Consider the following 21,285-nt stretch of genomic DNA (forward strand, 5'->3'; position numbering starts at 1 on the left):
TCCCCGCGGGACCGGCATGCCCACCAAGTGCAGGCAAGAGGTCTGGCGGAATGGCGCGTTACGAGGATCTGCCCTACCGGACCTGTGTTGGTGTGATGCTGATCAATACGAAGGGACTGGTGTTCATCGGCCGCCGTGCCGGCGGCATCGAGCACGTCGACGACGCCCATGTCTGGCAGATGCCGCAGGGCGGCGTCGATCCCGGCGAGGACACCTGGGACGCGGCCAAACGGGAGCTCTATGAGGAGACCAGCGTGCGCTCGGTCGAGCGGCTCGGCGAGGTCCCGGACTGGCTGATCTACGACATCCCGCGCACGGTCGCAGGCCGCGCCTGGAAGGGCCGCTATCGCGGCCAGCGCCAGAAATGGTTCGCGGTCCGCTTCACCGGCAAGGACAGTGAGATCAACGTCGAGAAGCCCGGCGGCGGTGGCCACAAGGCCGAATTCGTGAGCTGGCGCTGGGAGCCGATGAAGAACCTCCCCGGGCTGATCATCCCGTTCAAGCGCCCGGTCTATGAGCGCGTGGTGAAGGAATTTTCGTCGCTGGCGGATGAATGATTCAGGTACCCCGTGGCCACGCTCTCGGTCGTCATCCCCGCGAAGGCGGGGATCCATAACCCCAGGGCGACGTTGGGCGGGAGATGGCAACCACGACCTTTCAACCAACGACGGCCTGTGGTTATGGATTCCGGGCTCGCGCCTTGCGCGACCCGGAATGACGATGAGAGATTTACGCGTGACGAATGAAAAGCCCTACCGCCCCAATGTCGGCATCGCCCTGTTCAACGCAGACGGCCATGTCCTGATCGGGCACCGCTTCAAGGGCGACGGGCCCGAGATCATTCTGCCGGGCCTCGACTGGCAGATGCCGCAGGGCGGCGTCGACGAGGGCGAGAATTTGCGCGACGCGGCGGTGCGCGAGCTCTGGGAGGAGACCAGCGTGACCAGCGCCGAATTCCTCGGCGAGACCGACTGGCTCACCTACGAGTTTCCGCCCTATGACGGACCGCAGACGCATCGGCTCGCAAAATTTCGCGGGCAGCGGCAAAAATGGTTCGCGCTGCGCTTCACCGGCAAGGACGACGAGATCGATCCACTGACGCCGCGCAACGGCCAGCCCGCCGAGTTCGATGCCTGGCGCTGGGAGCGGCTCGACCGCGTCGCCGACCTCGTGGTGCCGTTCCGCCGCGAGGTTTATCAGGCGGTGGCGCAGCAGTTTGCAGCCTTCGGAAATTAAAACCGCGAAAACAACCCCATGCACAGTAGCCGGCCACCTCCGGCGCGAAGAGCTGTGGTTGCTGCGAAGTTCTTGAGACGTCGGACAGAACCGGCGGCGGAGCGCAATGGTCGCTTCACCTCGCCCCGCTTGTTGCGGGGAGAGGTCGGAATTCGCGCGTAGCGCGGATTCCGGGTGAGGGGGACTCTCCACGAGTCCAACTCTCAACGCCCCTGCGGAGGCTCCCCCTCGCCGCAACCCTCGCCCCGCAAGCGGGGCGAGGGGGCGCACCTTTCGACCCACCAGGCCTAATTGATCGGCCCCACCGTGAACGGGCCGATCGCGATGACGTGGCAGTCGCGATCGCGCTTGGCGCAGTCGGCGAGTGCGGAATTGACGGCGGTCTGCTCGTCGGCGGCCTTCAGGCCGAGGCCGGGGCGGCCTGAGGTGCCGACGGCGACGGCGTTCCAGCCCATGGCGTCGCCGAGCTTGCGCACGACCTCGTCGCGGGCATCTGCCACGATCGAGGGATTGCTCGCGGCATGGAAGAAGCCGGTGATCCTGAGCAGGGTCGGGATCGGCACGACGAAATTGTCGTCGATCGCAACGACCAGGCAGGGCACGCCGGCGATCGCGCCGCACGATTCAAGGGAACGACGCGCCGCATCCTCGGGCGACGATGCGCCCAGCACCATGAAATATTGTCCGCCAGGGCCGAGTGCGACCGAGCGGGATTTCGCCGCCGGAACGAACATGTTCTCGAGCCGGACCTTTTGCGGATCGCGCACGATCGGAAAGTCCTTCGAGACGAACGCCCGCTCGGTCATGGCGTCGTGCCGGAAATAGGGAGCCGGCGGCATCGGCGGCTTGCCGTGGGTGTAGACGACGTTGTTGCCGACCGCATAGAGCTCGCAGCGCCGCGGCGATTGCGCGGCATCGGCGCGCTTCTGGCACTGCTCGACCGCGGAGTTGCGCGCGGCCTCCTCGTTCGGCTGGTTCAGCGCCGAGCCGGTGAAGCCGCCGACATTGAGCGCGAAGGCCTTGTAGTCGCCGGCCGCGGCATAGTCGCCGGCCAGATAGTTGCGGACGCGCTCGTTGATGAAGGGCACGGTATCGGCCGAAAACTTGCCCGCTGTCGGCGCGGCGGAGGTTGATGGCGCGGGCAGCGGCGCCATCGCAGCGCCGGCGTTCGGCGGCGCCATCGGCGCCTTTGCCATTTGGGTCGGCATCGGGTTCGGCGCCGCGGCATTCGCCGTCGACGTCGGGCTCGCAGCCGTGCTCGGGGTCGGGGTCGGTGGGGCTGCGACGCTCGCCGTCTGCTTGAGCTTGGTGTTGTAGAGGAAGCCGGTGACGACGATGCCGGCAATCGAGACCACGGCGACCACCAGCGGCCACATCCACACCGGTGCGGCGGCCACCTTGGAGGCCGCCTTCTTCAGTTGCGGCTTGGAATAGCTGCCGTCCTCGCGCCGCATCGCCACCATGTAGGCGTGCACCGGCGTCGGGATGTTCTTCACCTCCTGCGCGCCGATATCGGCGAACTGTACCGACAGCTTGTTGGCGACCTGCTCGTGCACGGCGCGGGAGACGCAGATGCCGCCGACCTCGGCGAGCCCCTCCAGCCGCGCGGCAATGTTGACGCCGTCCCCTAGCAGATCGCCGTCGCGCTCGACGACATCGCCGATGGTGATGCCGATGCGGAACGACATCTGCCGGCTCGGCGGGTAGGCCATGTTGCGGGTCCGCAGCGATTCCTGGATGTCGATCGCGCAGCGCACCGCATCGACCGCGCTCGGAAATTCCGCGAGCACGGCATCGCCCGCCGTGTTGAAGATGCGCCCGCCCGCCTTGGCGATGAAATCGTCGACGACCTCGCGATAGGAGGCGAGACGCCGCAGCGTCTCCTCTTCGTCTTCCGCGACCAGCCTCGAATACCCGGCAATATCGGCTGCGAAAATCGCCGCGATCTTGCGTTTCATCTGTGACCCGCCCCGGAACAAATTCGCGGGCGCAGAATGCCGCTATCGGCGATGCGGTGCAACAAAGTTTCAGCGCCCGCCACGGTCGGTGACGAGCGCTGAACTTGTTCAGGAAATTTGAAGCTTGAGCCCCGGAGCGGTTGCGCCGGGGCTTAGTGCATAGCCGTGGAGTTGAGCTGCTGCTGGATGCTCTTGAAGTGATCAAGCCGTTCGAGCGCCTGATCGAGCTCGCCGCCTTCGTGCTCCTTCAGTCCCTCTTCCATCTCCGCGATGGTCTCGGCGAACTGGGCACGATCGAGCTCCTCCAGCGAGGTCGCGACGTCGGCGAGCACGGTCAGGCCCCTCTCGGAGACCTCGGCGAGGCCGCCGAGCACGATGACCTTCTCGTGCCGGCCGCCGGTGGTGATGGTGAGGATGCCGGGCCGGATCGCAGCCACGACCGGCGCATGTCCCGCCAGCACGCCGAAGTCACCCTCGACGCCGGGGATGTCGACCTGATCGACCTCGCCCGTGAAGGCGAGCTTTTCCGGCGAGACGAGATCGAAGTGGAAGGTGGCCATGAGAAACCTGCGAATGGTGAGTAGCGAATGGCGAGTGGCAAAAGAGGGAGCAGCTACTCGCCACTCCCTATTCGCCAGCTTAGGCGGCTTCCGCCGCCAGCTTCTTGCCCTTCTCGACCGCCTCTTCGATGGTGCCGACCATGTAGAAGGCAGCTTCCGGCAGGTGGTCGTACTTGCCTTCCACCAGGCCCTTGAAGCCCTTGATGGTGTCGGCGAGGTCGACGAACTTGCCCGGCGAACCCGTGAAGATTTCGGCGACGTGGAACGGCTGCGACATGAAGCGCTCGACCTTGCGGGCGCGGGCCACGGTCAGCTTGTCCTCTTCCGAAAGCTCGTCCATGCCGAGAATGGCGATGATGTCCTGCAGCGCCTTGTAGCGCTGCAGCACCTGCTGCACCTGACGGGCGACCGCGTAGTGCTCCTCGCCGACAACCAGCGGGGAGAGCATGCGCGAGGTCGAGTCGAGCGGGTCCACCGCCGGATAGATGCCCTTTTCGGCGATCGAGCGCGACAGCGTCGTGGTCGCGTCAAGATGCGCGAACGAGGTCGCGGGTGCCGGGTCGGTCAAGTCGTCGGCCGGAACGTAGATGGCCTGCACCGAGGTGATCGAGCCCTTCTGCGTGGTGGTGATGCGCTCCTGCAGCGCGCCCATGTCGGTGGCCAGCGTCGGCTGATAACCCACCGCCGAAGGAATACGGCCGAGCAGCGCCGACACTTCCGAGCCGGCCTGGGTGAAGCGGAAGATGTTGTCGACGAAGAACAGCACGTCCTGGCCCTTGTCGCGGAAGTCTTCCGCGATGGTGAGACCGGTGAGCGCGACGCGGGCGCGGGCGCCCGGCGGTTCGTTCATCTGGCCGAACACCAGCGCACACTTCGACTTCACGCTCGGATCCGGATTCTTCGGATCGGCGTTGACCTTGGACTCGATGAACTCGTGATAGAGGTCGTTGCCCTCGCGGGTACGCTCGCCGACGCCGGCGAACACGGAGTAACCGCCGTGCGCCTTCGCGACGTTGTTGATCAGTTCCTGAATCAGCACGGTCTTGCCGACGCCGGCGCCGCCGAACAGGCCGATCTTGCCACCCTTCGCATAGGGAGCGAGGAGGTCGACGACCTTGATGCCGGTGACGAGAATCTCAGCTTCGGTCGACTGGTCGGTGTAGGTCGGCGCTTCCTGGTGGATGGCGCGCAGGCCTTCCGATTTGACGGGACCGGCTTCGTCGATCGGCTCGCCGATGACGTTGATGATGCGGCCGAGCGTGCCCTCGCCGACGGGAACGCGGATCGGCGAACCGGTGTCGGTGACTTCCTGGCCGCGAACCAGACCCTCGGTGGTGTCCATCGCGATGGCGCGGACGGTGGACTCACCGAGATGCTGGGCGACTTCGAGCACCAGGCGGTTGCCGCCGTTCTTGGTCTCGAGCGAGTTGAGAATGGCCGGGAGGTGGCCTTCGAACTGCACGTCGACGACGGCGCCGATGACCTGGGTGACGCGACCGACCTGGGCTGCCATTGAATGTCTCCTTCGATCCGAATTTTTAGACCACGGTCAGCTCGACCGGGATGTTGCGTATGATGGGTGCTGAAGCGTCTTGGTCAGACGGCCTCGGCGCCCGAGATGATTTCGATCAGTTCCTTGGTGATCTGCGCCTGACGGGTGCGGTTGTAGACCAGCGTCTGCTTGCGGATCATTTCACCGGCGTTGCGCGTCGCGTTGTCCATCGCGCTCATCTGGGCGCCGTAGAACGAAGCGTTGTTCTCGAGCAGCGCGCGGAAGATCTGGACCGCGAGGTTGCGCGGCAAGAGGCGGGCGAGGATCTCGTCCTCTTCCGGCTCGTATTCGTAGGAGGTCGTGCTGGCGGCCGTGCCCTCCTCGACCACCAGCGGAATGATCTGCTGGGCGGTCGGGATCTGCGCGATCACCGAACGGAAGCGCGAGTAGAACAGCGTGCAGACGTCGAACTCGCCGGCCTCGAAACGCGCCAGAACCTTCTTGGCGATGTCCTCGGCGTTGACGAAGCCGAGCTGGCGCACGCTGCGCAAATCGAGATGCTCGACGATCTGCTTGTCGAACTGGCGGCGGAGCTGCTCGTAACCCTTGCGGCCGACGCAGAAGAATTTCACTTCCTTGCCCTGCGCGATCAGCGCCAGAGCGCGCTCGCGGGCAAGACGGACGATCGAGGAGTTGAAGGCGCCGGACAGGCCGCGCTCGCCGGTGCAGACCAGCAGCAGGTGAACCTGATCGCGGCCGGTGCCGGCCAGCAGCGCCGGCGCGCCGGGCGAGCCCGCCGCGGCGCTGGCGATGTTGGAGATCACCGCGCTCATCTTGTCGGCATAGGGACGCGCAGCTTCCGCGGCGGTCTGCGCGCGGCGCAGCTTCGAGGCCGCGACCATCTGCATGGCCTTGGTGATCTTTTGCGTCGCCTTGGTGGAGGCGATGCGGACGCGCATGTCTTTAAGTGACGCCATTCTTCGTTCACCCCGGCGGTTCGACTGAAGCGTCGGACCGCTAGCCTGTCCCTATCGCAATGCCCGGCCGGGCGCCGGGCACGCTTCATATTGATTTGCTTCTCGCGAAGCGGTCATGGCCGGAAGACCCGGCCATGAAAGCTCTTTCTTAGGCGAAGCTCTTGGCGAAACCTTCGACCACCGACTTCAGCTTGCCAGCGGCGTCGTCGGAAAGATCGCGGCTGTCGCGGATCGAGTTGAGGATGTCGACGTGCTTGCCGCGCAGCAGCGAGAGCAGGCCGTCCTCGAACGCACGCACCTTGTTGAGCGGCAGCGGATCGAGATAGCCGTTGGTGCCGGCCCAGATCACGCAGACCTGCTCTTCCATCTTCAGCGGCGAGAACTGCGGCTGCTTCAGGAGCTCGGTGAGGCGCGAACCGCGGTTGAGCAGGCGCTGGGTCGAGGCGTCTAGGTCGGAGCCGAACTGCGCGAACGCCGCCATTTCGCGGTACTGCGCGAGCTCGCCCTTGATCTTGCCGGCGACCTTCTTGGTGGCCTTGGTCTGCGCCGAGGAGCCGACGCGCGACACCGACAGACCGACGTTCACCGCGGGACGGATGCCCTGGAAGAACAGGTCGGTTTCCAGGAAGATCTGGCCGTCGGTGATCGAGATGACGTTGGTCGGAATGTAGGCTGACACGTCGTTGGCCTGGGTTTCGATGACCGGCAGCGCCGTGAGCGAGCCCGAGCCCTGGTCCTTGTTCAGCTTCGCCGCGCGCTCGAGCAGGCGGGAGTGCAGATAGAACACGTCGCCCGGATAGGCTTCGCGGCCCGGCGGGCGGCGCAACAGCAGCGACATCTGGCGGTAGGCGACGGCCTGCTTGGACAGATCGTCATAGATGATGACCGCGTGCATGCCGTTGTCGCGGAAGTACTCGCCCATGGTGCAGCCGGTGAAGGGCGCGATGTACTGCATCGGCGCCGGATCGGAGGCGGTGGCGGCGACGACGATCGAATATTCGAGCGCGCCCTGCTCTTCCAGCACCTTCACGAACTGCGCGACGGTCGAACGCTTCTGGCCGACCGCGACGTAGACGCAGTACAGCTTGATGTTCTCGTCGGGCTGCGCGTTCAGCGGCTTCTGGTTCAGGATGGTGTCGAGCGCGATCGCGGTCTTGCCGGTCTGACGGTCGCCGATGATTAGCTCGCGCTGGCCGCGGCCGATCGGGATCAGGGCGTCGATCGCCTTGAGGCCGGTCGCCATCGGCTCGCTCACCGACTTGCGCGGAATGATGCCGGGCGCCTTGACGTCGACGCGCATGCGCTTGTCGGCCTGGATCGGACCCTTGCCGTCGATCGGGTTACCGAGCGCGTCGACGACGCGGCCGAGCAGGCCCTTGCCGACCGGCGCGTCCACGATGGCGCGGGTGCGCTTGACGGTCTGGCCTTCCTTGATCTCACGGTCGGCACCGAAAATAACGACACCGACGTTGTCGGTTTCGAGGTTCAGCGCCATGCCGCGGGTGCCGTTCTCGAACTCGACCATTTCACCGGCCTGGACGTTGTCCAGACCGTAGACGCGGGCGATACCGTCGCCGACGGACAGCACCTGTCCGACTTCGGAGACTTCAGCTTCCTGGCCGAAATTCTTGATCTGGTCCTTGAGGATCGCGGAAATTTCCGCGGCGCGGATGTCCATCAGCCTGCCTCTTTCATCGCGTGCTTGATCGAATTGAGTTTGGTGCGAAGCGAACCATCGACCATGCGGCTGCCCAGCTTGACGACGAGGCCACCGATGATCGCGGGATCGACTTTCACGTTCAGCGCGACGTCCTTGCCGGTCACCGACTTCAGGGCAACCTTGAGGGCGTCGAGATTCTTGTCAGAGAGCGCTTCCGCCACGGTCACGTCGGCCGTCGTCTCGCCCTTGAACTTGGCGACGAGGACGCGATAGGCGCGAATGACGTCGGCCACCGCGAACAGGCGGCGGTTGGCGGTCAGCACTTTGAGGAAATTGGCGGAGATCCCGGCGATGCCGGCCTTCTCCAGCACGGCCGACAAGGCCCTGGACTGGGCGTCGGCCGCGAACACCGGGCTGCGGACGAGGCGCTTCAGATCGGCGCTCTCGTTCAGCAAGGCCTCGAATTTGTCGAGATCGGCTTTGACCTCGTCGACCACTTTCTGGTCGCGGGCCAGTTCAAACAAGGCCGTTGCATAACGGCCGGACACACCTGAAACGGACGTATCTTCTGCAGCCACAGACGCGCTCTTTTTGCTGTCAAACTCGCAAGGGAAAAACCGTCGCCACAAAGCGGCGCCTAGCGATCCAAGCCCTTGGAATTCAAGCGGGACTTCGATTTTCGGCCGACACGGGAAGTGCCGGGTCCGTTAAAATCGCGGCTTTGCTAACATAGCAGGCGCGCACGTGCAACATGACGCCAAATTAAAGGCACGGGGTTCTATCGCCAGTTCGTCGCACGCCGCGAGCGCTCGCCGGTCCGAGAGGCGACCCGACCTGCCACGCCGCGGAATTGCCGTGAGCCTGACAGCGGCATCCCGCCCTTTGGTTCCTGCCCCCAGCGCATAGCCGCCATGAACACGGATCACTGAGGCGTGATTCCCGCCTCGTCCGTTCCACTCGCCGAATACTTACCCAACTCTAAACGCTGGAGGCGATGACTTCGCTTTACAGTATTCGTAAGTAATAGTTATCTTAACAAATCGTTAAAGCCGAAGATTACGGAACATCGGCTGAATATCATGGGCGGTAACAAGATATTTCATGACGACACATATCGAATTTACTGCCTAATTCATGCCTCATTAGGAATCGAAACGCCAATCCGCTCACAAACTGATGGGGGCTCCACTAGCCACATATGTGGCAATACTAGCTTAGGGACCACTAAATGCTGTCTTTGAAGACGCTGGGCTTTGTGACCCGGCCGCGAACGGCGATCGCTTTCGTCGCTGCAACTCTCATCGTCGGTGGAACTGCCACCGAGGCTTCCGCAAAATCCAGGCATCACCGGCACCATCACCGCCACCTCGCCCAAGCCGATAGCAACGCGACCCCCGATTGGCGCAACGCCAATGCGGCGATGACGCCGTCCTCGGGCACGGGCCACAGCTTCTCCGGCATGGCATCCTACTACGGCAACGAGTCCGGCAGCCGGACCGCATCGGGCCAGCGCTTCAACCAGAACGCCTTGACCGCGGCGCACCGCTCGCTGCCGTTCGGCACCAAGCTGCGCGTCACGCACCGCGGCCAGAGCGTGGTCGTCACCGTCAATGACCGTGGACCGTTCATCCGCGGCCGCGTCCTCGACCTCTCCACCGGCGCTGCCCGCGCCATCGGCCTCACCGGCGCCGGCGTCGGCCGCGTCACGGCGGAAGTCGTCTCCTAAGGCGTTCGAGGCGCCTCACGCGCAGTTTTCATCAGTTTGATGCGCGTGTGAAACAAGCCCGTGGTCTTGGGGGACCGCGGGCTTTTTTACGTCCTGTCATTCCGGGGCGCGACGAAGTCGCGAGCCCGGAATCCATTCTTCCACCAACTCTGCCGCCCGATGGATTCCGGGTTCGCGCTGCGCGCGCCCCGGAATGACGGCGGAGGATGTGGCCGCGCTGGAGCCCCTACAAAAAGCTCTGCGGATCAACGTCCACTTCGAGCTTTTGATTGCCTGTGGGCTTCGGGCAGACGGCGAGCCAGTTGCGCAAATAGTCCGAGAGATCGAAGCCGCGCGCCGATTTGACCAGGATGCGGAAGCGGTAGCGGCCCTTGATGACGGCGAGCGGCGCCTCGGCCGGCCCCAGCACCACCACGCGCTCGTCGCGCGGCGCGAGTGCGACGAGACGGCGGCCGAGACCTTCCGCGCTCGGGCGGTCGCCTGCGGAAATGATCAGGCTCGCGAGCCGGCCGAACGGCGGATAAAGCGTCTTCTCGCGCAGATCGATCTCGCTGTCGTAGAAGGCCTCGCGGTCGCAGGCGATGAGCGCCCTCATCACGGGATGATCGGGCTGATGGGTCTGCAGATAGCCGACGCCGCGGCCCTGCTCGCGACCGGCGCGGCCGATCACCTGGTTGAGCAATTGCCAGGTCCGCTCCGCCGCGCGCGGATCGCCGTTGGAGAGGCCAAGATCCGCATCGACCACGCCGACCAGATTGAGCCGCGGAAAATTGTGGCCCTTGGCGACGAGTTGCGTGCCGATGATGATGTCGACGCGGCCCTCCGCGATCTCGGCAAGCTCGCTGCGCATGGTCTCGATCGAGGTGATGAGATCGCTCGACAGCACCATGGTGCGCGCTTCCGGGAACAGCGCGGCCGCCTCCTCCTGCAGGCGCTCCACGCCGGGACCGACGGCGACCAGCGATTCCTCGGCCGAACAGTTCGGGCAGATATGCGGGCGCGGCATCGAGAAGCCGCAATGGTGACAGACGAGGCGCTGGCGAAAGCGGTGATCGACCAGCCAGGCATCGCAGATGGTGCAGGCGAAGCGATGGCCGCAAGCACGGCACAGCGTCAGCGGCGCATAGCCGCGCCGGTTGAGGAACAGCAGCGCCTGCTCGCGCTTTTCGATCGCAATCCTGATCTCGCCGGCGAGCCGCGGCGAGATATAGCGGCCGCGCGCGGGCGGCTCGCGGCGCAGGTCGATCGCCTCGATATGCGGCATGTGCTGGCCGCCGAAGCGCGAGGGCAGTGCGATGCGCTGATAGCGGTTCTTGCGCGCATTGACCTCGGATTCGACCGACGGCGTCGCGGAGGCCAGCACGACCGGGATTTTTGCGACATGCGCGCGCACCACCGCCATGTCGCGGGCGTGATAGTGCACGCCATCGTCCTGCTTGTAGGCTTGGTCGTGCTCTTCATCGACGACGATCAGGCCGAGATTGGCATAGGGCAGGAACAGCGCCGAGCGCGCGCCGACCACGACCGGCGCAGAGCCTTCGGAGATCGCCGCCCAATTGCGCGCGCGGGTGCGCGGCGTGAGCTCGGAATGCCACTCGATCGGCCGCACGCCGAAGCGCTGCGCGAAGCGGTCGAGGAACTGGCCGGTGAGCGCGATCTCCGGCATCAGGATCAGCGACTGCCTGCCGCGGCGGATCGCTTCCGCGACCGCCTCGAAATAGACCTCGGTCTTGCCCGAGCCGGTGACGCCGTCGAGCAGCGCGACGTGGAAGGTGCCATTGGCCGCAAGCGCGCGCATGGTGTCGGCAGCACTGCGCTGGAGCGGCGAAAAATCCGGCCGGCCGAAATCCGGGTCGGGCGCGGGCGGCGGTGCAGGCGGCGGCATCGGCTCGACCGTGAGCGTGCCTTCGTCGACGAGCCCGTCGATCACGCCGGCCGAGACGCCGGCTTCCTTGGCCGCCTCGGACTTGCCGTACAGCAGCCGGTCCGACAGCACCTCGATCACGCGCTGCCGCGCCGGCGTCAGCCGCCGCGGCGGATCGCCGGTCAGGCGCACGCCGGGACGCACCCGCTCGGGGCCGAGTTTGTCGCCCATCCGCAGGCACATGCGCAGCACCATGCCGCGCGGGCTCAGCGTGTAATTGGCGACCCAGTCGACGACCTGGCGCAGCTCGGGCTTGAGCGGCGGGATGTCGAGCTTCTCGCTGACCTCCTTGAGGCGGTTGTGCAGCCGCGGATCGGGATTGGCGTTCTCCCCCCAGACCACGGCCAGCACCTCGCGGGGCCCGAGCGGCACGCCGACGAGATCGCCCGCCTTCAGCTCCATGCCGCGCGGCACCTTGTAGGAATAGGTCTGGTCGAGCGCGACCGGCACCAGCACGTCGACCATGCGGGTCGCGTTGGCGGGGGCGGTGTTGCTGCGCGAGGTGTGATCCATGGATGGAGAATCGGAACCCGGGGGCCTCAAGGCTAGCCCCGCGAGGCGGCCTTAGCGAACGATAAACGAGTGTGATGCGATATACTGTGCGGAATCACCACGTCCAGAGCGCATGAGCAAAGCGGCCGCCCCATTGATCGAGCTCGCCAGCGCCGATCCCTCGATCGCGCAGGAGATGACGCGCTGGCTGTCGCATCTCGGCGCCGAGCGGCGGCTGTCGCCGAAGACGCTGGAGGCCTATGGCCGCGACTTAAGGCAGTGCCTGGATTTCCTCTGTGCCCATTGGGGCGAGCGGGTGACGCTCAAGCGTTTCGCGTCGCTGGAAGCGACCGACGTCCGTGCCTTCATGGCGATGCGCCGCGCCGACGACATCGCCGGTCGCAGCCTCATGCGCGCGCTTGCGGGCCTGCGCTCGTTCGGACGCTTCCTCGAGCGCGAGGGCAAGGGCAAGGTCGGCGCCCTGTCCGCGATCCGCGCGCCAAAAGTCGCAAAGAGCCTGCCAAAACCGTTGCCGATGGCATCGGCAAAACGTCTTGCCGATGCCGACGAGCGCGCCGGCGAGGAACGCGAGACCTGGATCCTCGCACGCGATGCCGCGGTGATGGCGCTGCTGTATGGCTCCGGCCTGCGCATCTCCGAAGCGCTCGGCCTGAAACGCCGCGAGGTGCCAAGGCCCGGCGAAGGCGACGTGCTGGTCGTAACCGGCAAAGGCAACAAGACCCGCATGGTGCCGGTGCTGCAGAACGTGCTCGAGCTCGTGCAGGAATACGTTGCGATGTGCCCGTATCCGCTGCCGGCGGAAGGGCCGATCTTCGTCGGCGCGCGCGGCGGCCCCTTGAGCCCGCGCATCATCCAGCTCGCGATGGAGCGGCTGCGCGGCGCGCTCGGCCTGCCCGACAGCGCCACGCCGCACGCGCTCCGCCACTCCTTCGCCACACATCTTCTGTCGCGCGGCGGGGACTTACGCGCGATCCAGGAACTGCTCGGCCATTCCTCGCTCTCGACCACGCAGGTCTACACCGGCATCGATTCCGAGCGCCTGCTCGAAGTCTATGCCAGCGCGCATCCGCGGCGCTAAATCCTGACATCAAGCTGTCATCCCGCGCGTGCCTCTTGCGCGGCGCGTGCGGTTCGGTCAATCGTGGGGAACCAGACAGGAGGTCATATGAGCGCACATGAAAGCATGGAGCATGCCGAGCACGCCGAGCACGCGTCCGGCTCGAACAAGAAGATCGCCCTTCTGATCGCCGTGCTGGCGCTGTTCCTTGCGATCTCGGAGACGCTCGGCAAGGGCGCCCAGACCGAATCGATCAGCAAGAACGTCGAGGCCGCCAATCTCTGGGCGTTCTTCCAGGCCAAGAGCATCCGCCGCACCGTGGTCGTGACCGCGGCCGAACAAGGCAAGCTGACGCTGGCCGGCGCGACCGACGATGCCATGAAGGCGAGCGTGCAGAAGCAGGTCGACGACTGGACCAAGACCGCGGCGCGCTACCGCTCCGAGCCCGAGACCGGCGAAGGCACCGAGCAGCTCGCCGAGAAGGCCAAGCATGCCGAGCACGAGCGCGACGAGGCGACCGCGAAATACCACCATTTCGAGCTGGCCTCCGCGGCCTTCCAGATCGGCATCGTGCTGGCGTCTGCCACCATCATCACCGGCATGATCGTGCTGGCCTACGTCGGAGGCGTGCTGACGCTCGCTGGCCTGATCATGACCGCGCTCGGCCTGTGGTGGCCGCATCTGGTGCATTTGCATTAGGGGCGTTGCTACGCGCGCTTGAAGCTACACAGACAGTGTCATGCCCCGGCTTGACCGGGGCATCCAGTACGCCGCGGCTTCTCGGTTCTAATCTCTCTGTCTCTGGAATACTGGATCGCCCGGTCAAGCCGGGCGATGACAGCGAGTATGTGGCGAACACCGAATTTGTGGCCGGCAGCTCAGCGCGCCTGGTGCACGCTCTTGCGGAAGCGCTGGATCAGGCGGAGCGTGCGGGCGGACCAGCCTTCGCCGTTGCCGGTGATCAGCTCGCGGATGCGCTGCTTGATCGGGTCGACCAGCAGGTGCGCCTTGGCGCGCACCTTCATCACGAGATCGTAGATCCGCTCGAACCAGTGCATCTCCAGGAGCTTGTCGCGCGTGACGTCGAACACGAAGGCGGTGACGCCGACGCCAACCATCTTCGCGAAAACGATCGTGAACACTGCGCTGGTCCAGTATTCGTGCGCAAGCAGCCACAGGCCGACCAGCTTGAGCGGAAACAGCGGGATGATGGGCACCGCGAACACGATCAGCGTCATGGCCGGCGAGAGCGCGTCGACGCGCTCCGTCAGCCATTGCTTGAAACGTGCGAGCGGGATGGCTGCGACAACCCGCGCGACGATCGGCTCAAGGTGGTCCCACAGCCAGGCTTCGATCAGGAAGACGATCGCAAGCAGGACCCAGACCGGTTGCAGAAGGCGGCGCAGCATGTGTTTCCCGCCCGATTCGTCGCTGGGCGCGAGCCTACATATGGATGGCCCGCTTGCCGACTGCAAGCGCGGCTTCCTTGACGGCCTCCGAGCGGGTCGGATGGGCGTGGCAGGTGCGGGCGAGATCTTCCGCACTGCCGCCAAATTCCATGAGAACGCAGGCTTCATGGATCATTTCGCCGGCCTCAATGCCGATAATGTGCACGCCGAGCACGCGATCGGTCTTCGCATCTGCGAGAATTTTCACAAAGCCGTCAGTGGTCTGGTTGACCTTGGAGCGGCCGTTGGCGGTAAAGGGAAACTTCCCGACGGTATAGGCTGTGCCCGCCTGCTTCAGCTCCTCCTCGGTCTTGCCGACGGAGGACACTTCCGGCGTGGTATACACGACGCCCGGGATCACATCGTAGTTCACGTGGCCGGCCTGGCCGGCGATGATCTCCGCGACCGCAACGCCCTCGTCCTCGGCCTTGTGCGCGAGCATCGGGCCGGCGACGACGTCGCCGATGGCATAGACGCCCTTCAGGCTGGTGGCGAAATGCGGATCGATCTGGACGCGGCCGCGCGGGTCGAGCGCGACACCCGCCTCCTTCAGGCCGAGCCCGTCCGTGTAGGGCGTGCGGCCAATGCAGACCAGAACGACATCGGCCTCGATGGTCTCGGCGGCACCGCCGGAAGCCGGTTCGATTTTCGCGAGCAATGTCTTGCTGGTCGCTTCGACGCCGGTGACCTTCGAACCCAGCTTGAATGCAAATCCCTGCTTTTCAAGGATGCGCTGGAATTGCTTGGCGATCTCGCCGTCCATGCCGGGCAGAATGCGATCGAGGAATTCGACCACCATGACTTCGGATCCGAGCCGGCGCCACACAGAGCCAAGTTCGAGCCCGATCACGCCGGCGCCAATGACCAGCAATCTGCCTGGCACCTTCTCCAGCGACAGCGCGCCGGTCGAGGACACGATGCGCTTCTCGTCGATCTCGATGCCCTTCAGGCGCGCGATGTCGGAGCCGGTGGCGATCACGATGTTCTTGGTCTCGACCACCTGCGACTTGCCGTCGGCGGAGACTTCGACCTTGCCGGTCCCCAGGATCTTGCCGGTGCCCTTGAGCACGTCGATCTTGTTCTTCTTCATCAGGAACTCGACGCCCTTGACGTTGCCGTCGATGCCCTGCTGCTTGAAGTTCATCATCGCCGGAAGATCGAGCTTCGGCGAGGAGACCGACACGCCCATCTTGGCGAAGGAGTGCGCGGCTTCCTCGAACATCTCGGAGGCGTGCAGCAGCGCCTTCGACGGCATACAGCCGACATTGAGGCAGGTGCCGCCGAGCGTTGCGTTCTTTTCGACCACGGCGACTTTCATGCCGAGCTGGGCTGCGCGCACCGCGCAGACATAACCGCCCGGTCCGGTGCCGATGACGACGAGATCGTAGGTAGCCATGAGAGAAAGTCCCGTAGGTTTAGCGTGAGGAGGATGTGTCAGCGTCCGCGCGGCGCGTCAGCGTCCGCCGGACACATCGAGAATGGCTGAGGTGACGTAGGATGCCTCATCCGAGAGCAGCCAGACGATGGCATTGGCGATTTCGTCGGCGGTGCCGACGCGCTTCATCGGCACCATATGGGCCAGACGATGGGCGCGGTCGGGCTCGCCGCCGGCAGCGTGGATCTCGGTGTCGATCAGGCCGGGACGGATCGCGGCGACGCGGATGCCTTCGTTCGCGACCTCATAACCGAGGCCGACGGTGAAGGAATCGACCGCGCCCTTGGACGCGGCGTAGTCGACATAGGTGTTGGGTGCGCCGAGACGGGCAGCAACCGACGACAGGTTGACGATGACGCCACCCTTGCCGCCATGCTTGGTCGACATCCGCTTCACGGCTTCGCGCGCGCAGAGGATGGAGCCGGTGACGTTGACTGCCATCACGCGCTGGATGCGCTCGGCCGACATCTCGTCGACGCGCACGCCGCTCTTGCCGACGATGCCGCCATTGTTGACGAGCGCTCCGAGCGTGCCGAACTTGTCGGCCTCCTTGAACAGGTTGAGGATGTCGCTTTCCTCGGCGACATCGCATTTCACCGCAATGGCCTTGCCGTTGCTGGCCTCGATCTCGGCGACGACCTCGTCGGCCGCGGCCTTGTTGCTGGCATAGCCGACGACGACACGAAAGCCGCGCGCGGCCGCCGCAATCGCGGTCGCCCGCCCGATGCCGCGGCTGCCGCCGGTGATGACAACGACTTTATCCGTCACGCGCGCCTCCATGGTTCAACATGCGCCGTCGCGAAAGAGCGACGGCGCTCGCAGAGCATCAGGGATCAGAGGTCCAGCACCAGGCGCGCCGGATCTTCCAGGCTCTCCTTGACGCGGACCAGGAAGGTCACGGCTTCCTTGCCGTCGATCACGCGGTGATCGTAGGACAGCGCCAGATACATCATCGGGCGGACCTCGATCTTGCCGCCGACGACCATCGGCCGCTCCTGGATCTTGTGCATGCCGAGGATGCCGGACTGCGGCGCGTTCAGGATCGGGGTCGACATCAGCGAGCCGTAGATGCCGCCATTTGTGATGGTGAAGGTGCCGCCCTGCATCTCGTCGATCTTGAGCTGGCCGTCACGGGCGCGGCGGCCGAAATCGGCGATGCCCTTCTCGATGTCGGAGATCGACTTGTGGTCGCAGTCGCGTACCACGGGCACGACCAGGCCCTTATCGGTGCCGACGGCGACGCCGATGTGATAATAGTTCTTGTAGATCAGGTCGCTGCCGTCGATCTCGGCGTTGACGGCCGGGATGTCCTTCAGCGCCTGCACGACGGCCTTGGTGAAGAAGCCCATGAAGCCGAGCTTGGCGCCGTGCTTCTTCTCGAACGCATCCTTGTAGTGCGCGCGCAGCGCCATGACGTTGGTCATGTCGACCTCGTTGAAGGTTGTCAGCATGGCCGCGGTGTTCTGCACGTCCTTCAGGCGCCGCGCGATGGTCTGGCGCAGGCGGGTCATCTTGACGCGCTCTTCGCGGGCGGCGTCATCGGCCGGCGACGGCGCCCGGACCTGAACGGCGGCAGCGGGCTGGTTGACCGGGGTCGGCGCGGACGCGGCGCGCTCGATCGCAGCGAGCATGTCGCCCTTGGTGACGCGGCCATCCTTGCCGGAGCCCGGAACGGTCGAGGCGTCGATGCCGGTCTCGGCCGACAGTTTTCGCACGGACGGAGCGAGCGGGGCATCGGCCGGCGGCGCCTTGGCGGGAGCAGGCGCGGGAGCAGAAGCGGCGGCAGCGGCGGGAGCAGCAGCCTTGGCCGGCGCGGCGGCGGGCTTGGCAGCGCCGGCACCGTCGGTGATCTGGCCGAGCAGCGCGCCGACCGCGACGGTCGCGCCATCGGCGGCGATGATCTCGCTCAGCGTGCCCGCGGAGGGCGCGGGGACTTCGATGGTGACCTTGTCGGTTTCGAGCTCCACCAAGGGCTCGTCGACAGCGACGGGATCGCCGGCCTTCTTGAACCAGCGGCCGATGGTGGCCTCGGTGACGGATTCGCCGAGCGTCGGCACACGAATTTCAGTCATGGTCTCTTCCTTAAGGGATCGCCAGTGCGGTCATGAATTCAGGTGTCATCGGCCTGCGAAAAGCAGGCCATCCAGCAAGCCGGGACGCTCGCATTCACGTCACGGCTAGTGGATGCCCCGCCCCGGTGCGCGATTGCGCACAAGGCGGGGCATGACGCAGTTCAAAAAGTTCAGCTCAGTGCTTCGTCCAGGAATGCCTTCAGCTGAGCCTGATGCTTGGACATCAGACCCGTGGCGGTCGCGGCGGAAGCGGCGCGGCCGACATAACGCGGACGCCGGCTCACGCCGTTCACCTGGTTCAGCACCCATTCCAGATAGGGCTCGATGAAGTGCCAGGCACCCATGTTGCGGGGCTCTTCCTGGCACCACACCATCTCGGCCTTCTTGAAGCGCGACAGCTCGGCCACCAGCGCCTTCAGCGGCACCGGATAGAGCTGCTCGACGCGCATCAGATAGATGTCGTCGATGCCGCGCTTCTCGCGCTCCTCGTAGAGGTCGTAATAGACCTTGCCGGAGCACAGCACGATGCGGCGGATCTTCTCGTCCGGAACGAGCTTGATCGCCTCGTTCGGCAGCATCTGGGCGTCATCATAGAGGATGCGGTGGAAGGTCGTGCCCTTCGCGAGCTCCTCGAGACGCGACACCGCCCGCTTGTGACGCAGCAGCGATTTCGGCGTCATCATGATCAGCGGCTTGCGGATCTCGCGATGCAGCTGCCGGCGCAGCACGTGGAAGTAGTTCGCCGGCGTGGTCGGGTAGACCACCTGCATGTTGTCTTCCGCGCACATCTGCAGGTAACGCTCGAGGCGCGCCGAGGAGTGTTCCGGACCTTGGCCCTCATAGCCGTGCGGCAGCAGGCAGACGAGGCCGGACATGCGCAGCCATTTGCGTTCGCCCGAGGAGATGAACTGGTCGAACACGACCTGCGCGCCATTGGCGAAGTCGCCGAACTGGGCTTCCCAGAGGGTCAGCGTGTTCGGCTCGGCGAGCGAATAACCGTACTCGAAGCCGAGCACGGCCTCTTCCGACAGCAGCGAGTTGATGACCTCGTAGTGGCCCTGCTCGTGGCCGAGATGGTTGAACGGCGTGTAGCGGCTCTCGTCTTCCTGGTCGATCAGGACCGAGTGGCGCTGCGAGAAGGTGCCGCGCTCCGAATCCTGTCCGGACAGGCGGACGTGATGGTTTTCGTTGAGCAACGAGCAGAACGCCAGCGCCTCGCCGGTCGCCCAGTCGATGCCGGTACCGGTGTCGATCGCCTTCGAGCGGTTATCGAGGAAACGCTGGATGGTGCGGTGAACGCGGAAGCCGTCCGGTACCTTGGTGATCTTGCGGCCGATGTCCTTCAGCGTGGCGATGTCGACGCCGGTGACGCCGCGCCGCGCATCCTCTTCCTGGTCGGCGATCTTGAAGCCGGACCACTTGCCGTCGAGCCAGTCGGCCTTGTTCGGCTTGTAGGAGGTGCCGGCCTCGAACTCGGCATCGAGCCGCGAGCGCCAGTCGGCCTTCAGCTTGTCGACTTCACCCTCAGTGACCACGCCTTCGGCAATCAGGCGCTTGGAGTAGAGAGTGAGGGTCGAGGGATGGGCCGCGATCCGCTTGTACATCACGGGCTGAGTGAATGCCGGCTCGTCGCCCTCGTTGTGGCCGTAGCGGCGATAGCACCACATGTCGATGACGACGGGCTTGTGGAACTTCTGCCGGAATTCGGTCGCGACCTTCGCGGCGAACACGACGGCTTCCGGATCGTCGCCGTTCACGTGGAAGATCGGCGCGTCGATCATCTTCGCCACATCCGACGGGTAAGGCGAAGAGCGCGAGTAACGCGGATAGGTGGTGAAGCCGATCTGGTTGTTGACGATGAAGTGCACGGAGCCGCCGGTGCGGTAGCCCTTCAGGTCCGACAAGCCGAAGCATTCGGCGACCACGCCCTGGCCGGCGAACGCAGCATCGCCGTGCATGAGCAGCGGCATCACGGAGATACGCATGTCCGGCGGATCGCCATGCTGGTCCTGCTTGGCGCGGACCTTGCCGAGCACGACGGGATCGACGATCTCGAGATGCGAGGGGTTGGCGGTGAGCGACAGATGGATGCGGTTGCCGTCGAACTCGCGGTCCGAGGAGGCGCCAAGGTGGTACTTGACGTCGCCCGAGCCTTCGACCGCGTCGGGGTTGGCCGAGCCGCCCTTGAACTCGTGGAACAGTGCGCGATGGGCCTTGCCCAACACCTGGGTCAGCACGTTGAGGCGGCCGCGATGCGGCATGCCGAGCACGATTTCCTTCACGCCGAGATTGCCGCCGCGCTTGATGATCTGCTCGAGCGCGGGGATCAACGCTTCACCGCCATCGAGGCCGAAGCGCTTGGTGCCGGTGAACTTGGTGTCGCAGAACTTTTCGAAACCCTCGGCTTCGACCAGCTTCGTCAGGATGGCTCTGCGGCCTTCGCGCGTGAACGAGATCTCCTTATCGGGTCCCTCGATGCGCTCCTGGATCCAGGCCTTCTGCGCGGCATTGCTGATATGCATGAACTCGACGCCGAGCGTCTGGCAGTAGGTGCGCTCGCAGATCGCGGTGATCTCGCGCAAGCTGCCGTATTCGAGGCCGAGCACGTGATCGAGGAAGATCTTGCGGTCGAAATCGGCTTCGCTGAAGCCGTAGGTGCGCGGGTCGAGCTCTTCGCGGTTGCGCTGGGCTTCGATGCCGAGCGGATCGAGCTTGGCGTGGAAGTGGCCGCGCATGCGGTAGGAGCGGATCAGCATCAAGGCGCGGACAGAATCGCGCGTGGCCTGAAGCACGTCGGCGGAGGAGATGTCCGCACCCTTGGCCTGCGCCCTGGCGGCGATCTTGGCACCGACCGCCTTCTCGACTTCGGCCCAGTTGCCGTCGAGCGCGGAGGTCAGATCATCCTTGGGCGTCAGCGGCCAGTTGTCCCGCTCCCAGGACGGGCCTTCCGCGTTCTTCCGGACGTCGGCGGGCTGGTCGTTGAGGCTCTTGAAGAACTCCTGCCACTCGGCGTCGACCGAGGACGGGTCCTTCTCGTAGCGGGCATAGATTTCGTCGATGTAGGTGGCGTTGGTGCCCTGCAAAAACGATGACAGGGCAAAGGCTGCGTTCGCGTCCTGGCGAGACATACTTGAGTTCCTGGCGATTTCGGTTCGCGCATAACAAACGGCGCTGGCGCCGAGCTCCCCGGCAGAGGCTCGGCGCGACAGGCACCCTTTACCCTATTT

The 21,285-nt window shown here is 65.2% G+C and carries 17 protein-coding genes; 5 read left to right on the top strand and 12 right to left on the bottom strand.

Going from position 1 to position 21,285, the window contains the following annotated elements:
* The first annotated feature begins 50 nt into the window (after positions 1–50).
* Positions 51–557: an RNA pyrophosphohydrolase gene (locus GGD63_RS35785; RefSeq protein WP_183249371.1), complete on the top strand. Its 507-nt coding sequence runs from the start codon at positions 51–53 to the stop codon at positions 555–557.
* A 178-nt stretch (positions 558–735) separates the two neighbouring features.
* Entirely contained in the window at positions 736–1,236 is a 501-nt protein-coding gene (locus GGD63_RS35790; protein WP_183249373.1) for an RNA pyrophosphohydrolase, read from the top strand.
* A gap of 287 nt (positions 1,237–1,523) precedes the next feature.
* Here GGD63_RS35790 and GGD63_RS35795 read toward each other — a convergent pair whose 3' ends face one another.
* The 6 genes from GGD63_RS35795 to GGD63_RS35820 form a co-directional block, all read right to left on the bottom strand.
* On the bottom strand, positions 1,524–3,194 hold the full coding sequence (locus GGD63_RS35795; protein WP_183249375.1) for an adenylate/guanylate cyclase domain-containing protein: 1,671 nt from the start codon (positions 3,192–3,194) through the stop codon (positions 1,524–1,526).
* 152 nt (positions 3,195–3,346) lie between these two features.
* Entirely contained in the window at positions 3,347–3,754 is a 408-nt protein-coding gene (locus GGD63_RS35800) for a F0F1 ATP synthase subunit epsilon (RefSeq protein ID WP_183249377.1), read from the bottom strand.
* Between the two features lie 79 nt (positions 3,755–3,833).
* Positions 3,834–5,267, bottom strand: a complete 1,434-nt coding sequence (atpD, locus tag GGD63_RS35805) for a F0F1 ATP synthase subunit beta (protein ID WP_183249379.1) — start codon at positions 5,265–5,267, stop codon at positions 3,834–3,836.
* 83 nt (positions 5,268–5,350) lie between these two features.
* Entirely contained in the window at positions 5,351–6,223 is an 873-nt protein-coding gene (locus tag GGD63_RS35810; protein WP_183249381.1) for a F0F1 ATP synthase subunit gamma, read from the bottom strand.
* Between the two features lie 148 nt (positions 6,224–6,371).
* Entirely contained in the window at positions 6,372–7,901 is a 1,530-nt protein-coding gene (gene atpA, locus GGD63_RS35815) for a F0F1 ATP synthase subunit alpha (RefSeq protein ID WP_183249383.1), read from the bottom strand.
* Positions 7,901–8,461: a F0F1 ATP synthase subunit delta gene (locus tag GGD63_RS35820; RefSeq protein ID WP_183249385.1), complete on the bottom strand. Its 561-nt coding sequence runs from the start codon at positions 8,459–8,461 to the stop codon at positions 7,901–7,903. The genes atpA and GGD63_RS35820 overlap by 1 nt, the downstream gene beginning before the upstream one ends.
* 650 nt (positions 8,462–9,111) lie before the next feature.
* Between GGD63_RS35820 and GGD63_RS35825 the strand changes: the two genes are divergently transcribed.
* Positions 9,112–9,609 (top strand): septal ring lytic transglycosylase RlpA family protein, encoded by a 498-nt coding sequence (locus tag GGD63_RS35825; RefSeq protein ID WP_183249386.1) that lies wholly within the window; start codon positions 9,112–9,114, stop codon positions 9,607–9,609.
* Positions 9,610–9,835: 226 nt separating this feature from the next.
* On the opposite strand, the gene GGD63_RS35830 is transcribed toward GGD63_RS35825, so the two are convergent.
* A complete protein-coding gene (locus GGD63_RS35830; protein ID WP_183249388.1) occupies positions 9,836–12,046 on the bottom strand; it encodes a primosomal protein N' in 2,211 nt (736 codons plus the stop codon).
* A gap of 112 nt (positions 12,047–12,158) precedes the next feature.
* On the opposite strand from GGD63_RS35830, the gene GGD63_RS35835 reads away from it, so the two are divergent.
* Positions 12,159–13,124, top strand: coding sequence for a tyrosine recombinase XerC (locus GGD63_RS35835; RefSeq protein WP_183249390.1), 966 nt, complete (start codon positions 12,159–12,161; stop codon positions 13,122–13,124).
* 87 nt (positions 13,125–13,211) lie between these two features.
* Positions 13,212–13,802 (top strand): DUF4337 domain-containing protein, encoded by a 591-nt coding sequence (locus tag GGD63_RS35840; RefSeq protein ID WP_183249391.1) that lies wholly within the window; start codon positions 13,212–13,214, stop codon positions 13,800–13,802.
* A 179-nt stretch (positions 13,803–13,981) separates the two neighbouring features.
* Here the strand turns inward: GGD63_RS35840 and GGD63_RS35845 are convergent, their stop codons facing one another.
* The 5 genes from GGD63_RS35845 to GGD63_RS35865 all read right to left on the bottom strand — a co-directional run bounded on the left by GGD63_RS35845 (position 13,982) and on the right by GGD63_RS35865 (position 21,186).
* Positions 13,982–14,512: a hypothetical protein gene (locus GGD63_RS35845; protein ID WP_183249393.1), complete on the bottom strand. Its 531-nt coding sequence runs from the start codon at positions 14,510–14,512 to the stop codon at positions 13,982–13,984.
* A gap of 34 nt (positions 14,513–14,546) precedes the next feature.
* Positions 14,547–15,947 carry a dihydrolipoyl dehydrogenase gene (gene lpdA, locus GGD63_RS35850; protein ID WP_183249395.1) on the bottom strand — a complete coding sequence of 467 codons (1,401 nt, stop codon included), beginning with the start codon at positions 15,945–15,947 and terminating at the stop codon, positions 14,547–14,549.
* A gap of 57 nt (positions 15,948–16,004) precedes the next feature.
* Positions 16,005–16,766 (bottom strand): SDR family oxidoreductase, encoded by a 762-nt coding sequence (locus GGD63_RS35855; protein ID WP_183249396.1) that lies wholly within the window; start codon positions 16,764–16,766, stop codon positions 16,005–16,007.
* 53 nt (positions 16,767–16,819) lie between these two features.
* Entirely contained in the window at positions 16,820–18,058 is a 1,239-nt protein-coding gene (gene odhB, locus GGD63_RS35860; RefSeq protein WP_183249398.1) for a 2-oxoglutarate dehydrogenase complex dihydrolipoyllysine-residue succinyltransferase, read from the bottom strand.
* A gap of 170 nt (positions 18,059–18,228) precedes the next feature.
* Complete coding sequence (locus GGD63_RS35865) at positions 18,229–21,186, bottom strand: 2-oxoglutarate dehydrogenase E1 component (protein WP_183249400.1); 2,958 nt, start codon at positions 21,184–21,186, stop codon at positions 18,229–18,231.
* Positions 21,187–21,285: the final 99 nt, after the last annotated feature.

The organism is Bradyrhizobium sp. cir1, from assembly GCF_014198245.1.
Classification (GTDB): domain Bacteria; phylum Pseudomonadota; class Alphaproteobacteria; order Rhizobiales; family Xanthobacteraceae; genus Bradyrhizobium.

Coding starts and splice junctions, on each gene's coding strand:
- GGD63_RS35825 (WP_183249386.1), top strand. CDS start 9,112: ATGCTGTCTTTGAAGACGCTGGGCTTTGTGACCCGGCCGCGAACGGCG.
- GGD63_RS35865 (WP_183249400.1), bottom strand. CDS start 21,186: ATGTCTCGCCAGGACGCGAACGCAGCCTTTGCCCTGTCATCGTTTTTG.
- lpdA (WP_183249395.1), bottom strand. CDS start 15,947: ATGGCTACCTACGATCTCGTCGTCATCGGCACCGGACCGGGCGGTTAT.
- GGD63_RS35855 (WP_183249396.1), bottom strand. CDS start 16,766: ATGGAGGCGCGCGTGACGGATAAAGTCGTTGTCATCACCGGCGGCAGC.
- GGD63_RS35785 (WP_183249371.1), top strand. CDS start 51: ATGGCGCGTTACGAGGATCTGCCCTACCGGACCTGTGTTGGTGTGATG.
- atpA (WP_183249383.1), bottom strand. CDS start 7,901: ATGGACATCCGCGCCGCGGAAATTTCCGCGATCCTCAAGGACCAGATC.
- GGD63_RS35795 (WP_183249375.1), bottom strand. CDS start 3,194: ATGAAACGCAAGATCGCGGCGATTTTCGCAGCCGATATTGCCGGGTAT.
- odhB (WP_183249398.1), bottom strand. CDS start 18,058: ATGACTGAAATTCGTGTGCCGACGCTCGGCGAATCCGTCACCGAGGCC.
- GGD63_RS35810 (WP_183249381.1), bottom strand. CDS start 6,223: ATGGCGTCACTTAAAGACATGCGCGTCCGCATCGCCTCCACCAAGGCG.
- GGD63_RS35840 (WP_183249391.1), top strand. CDS start 13,212: ATGAGCGCACATGAAAGCATGGAGCATGCCGAGCACGCCGAGCACGCG.
- GGD63_RS35830 (WP_183249388.1), bottom strand. CDS start 12,046: ATGGATCACACCTCGCGCAGCAACACCGCCCCCGCCAACGCGACCCGC.
- GGD63_RS35800 (WP_183249377.1), bottom strand. CDS start 3,754: ATGGCCACCTTCCACTTCGATCTCGTCTCGCCGGAAAAGCTCGCCTTC.
- GGD63_RS35845 (WP_183249393.1), bottom strand. CDS start 14,512: ATGCTGCGCCGCCTTCTGCAACCGGTCTGGGTCCTGCTTGCGATCGTC.
- GGD63_RS35835 (WP_183249390.1), top strand. CDS start 12,159: ATGAGCAAAGCGGCCGCCCCATTGATCGAGCTCGCCAGCGCCGATCCC.
- atpD (WP_183249379.1), bottom strand. CDS start 5,267: ATGGCAGCCCAGGTCGGTCGCGTCACCCAGGTCATCGGCGCCGTCGTC.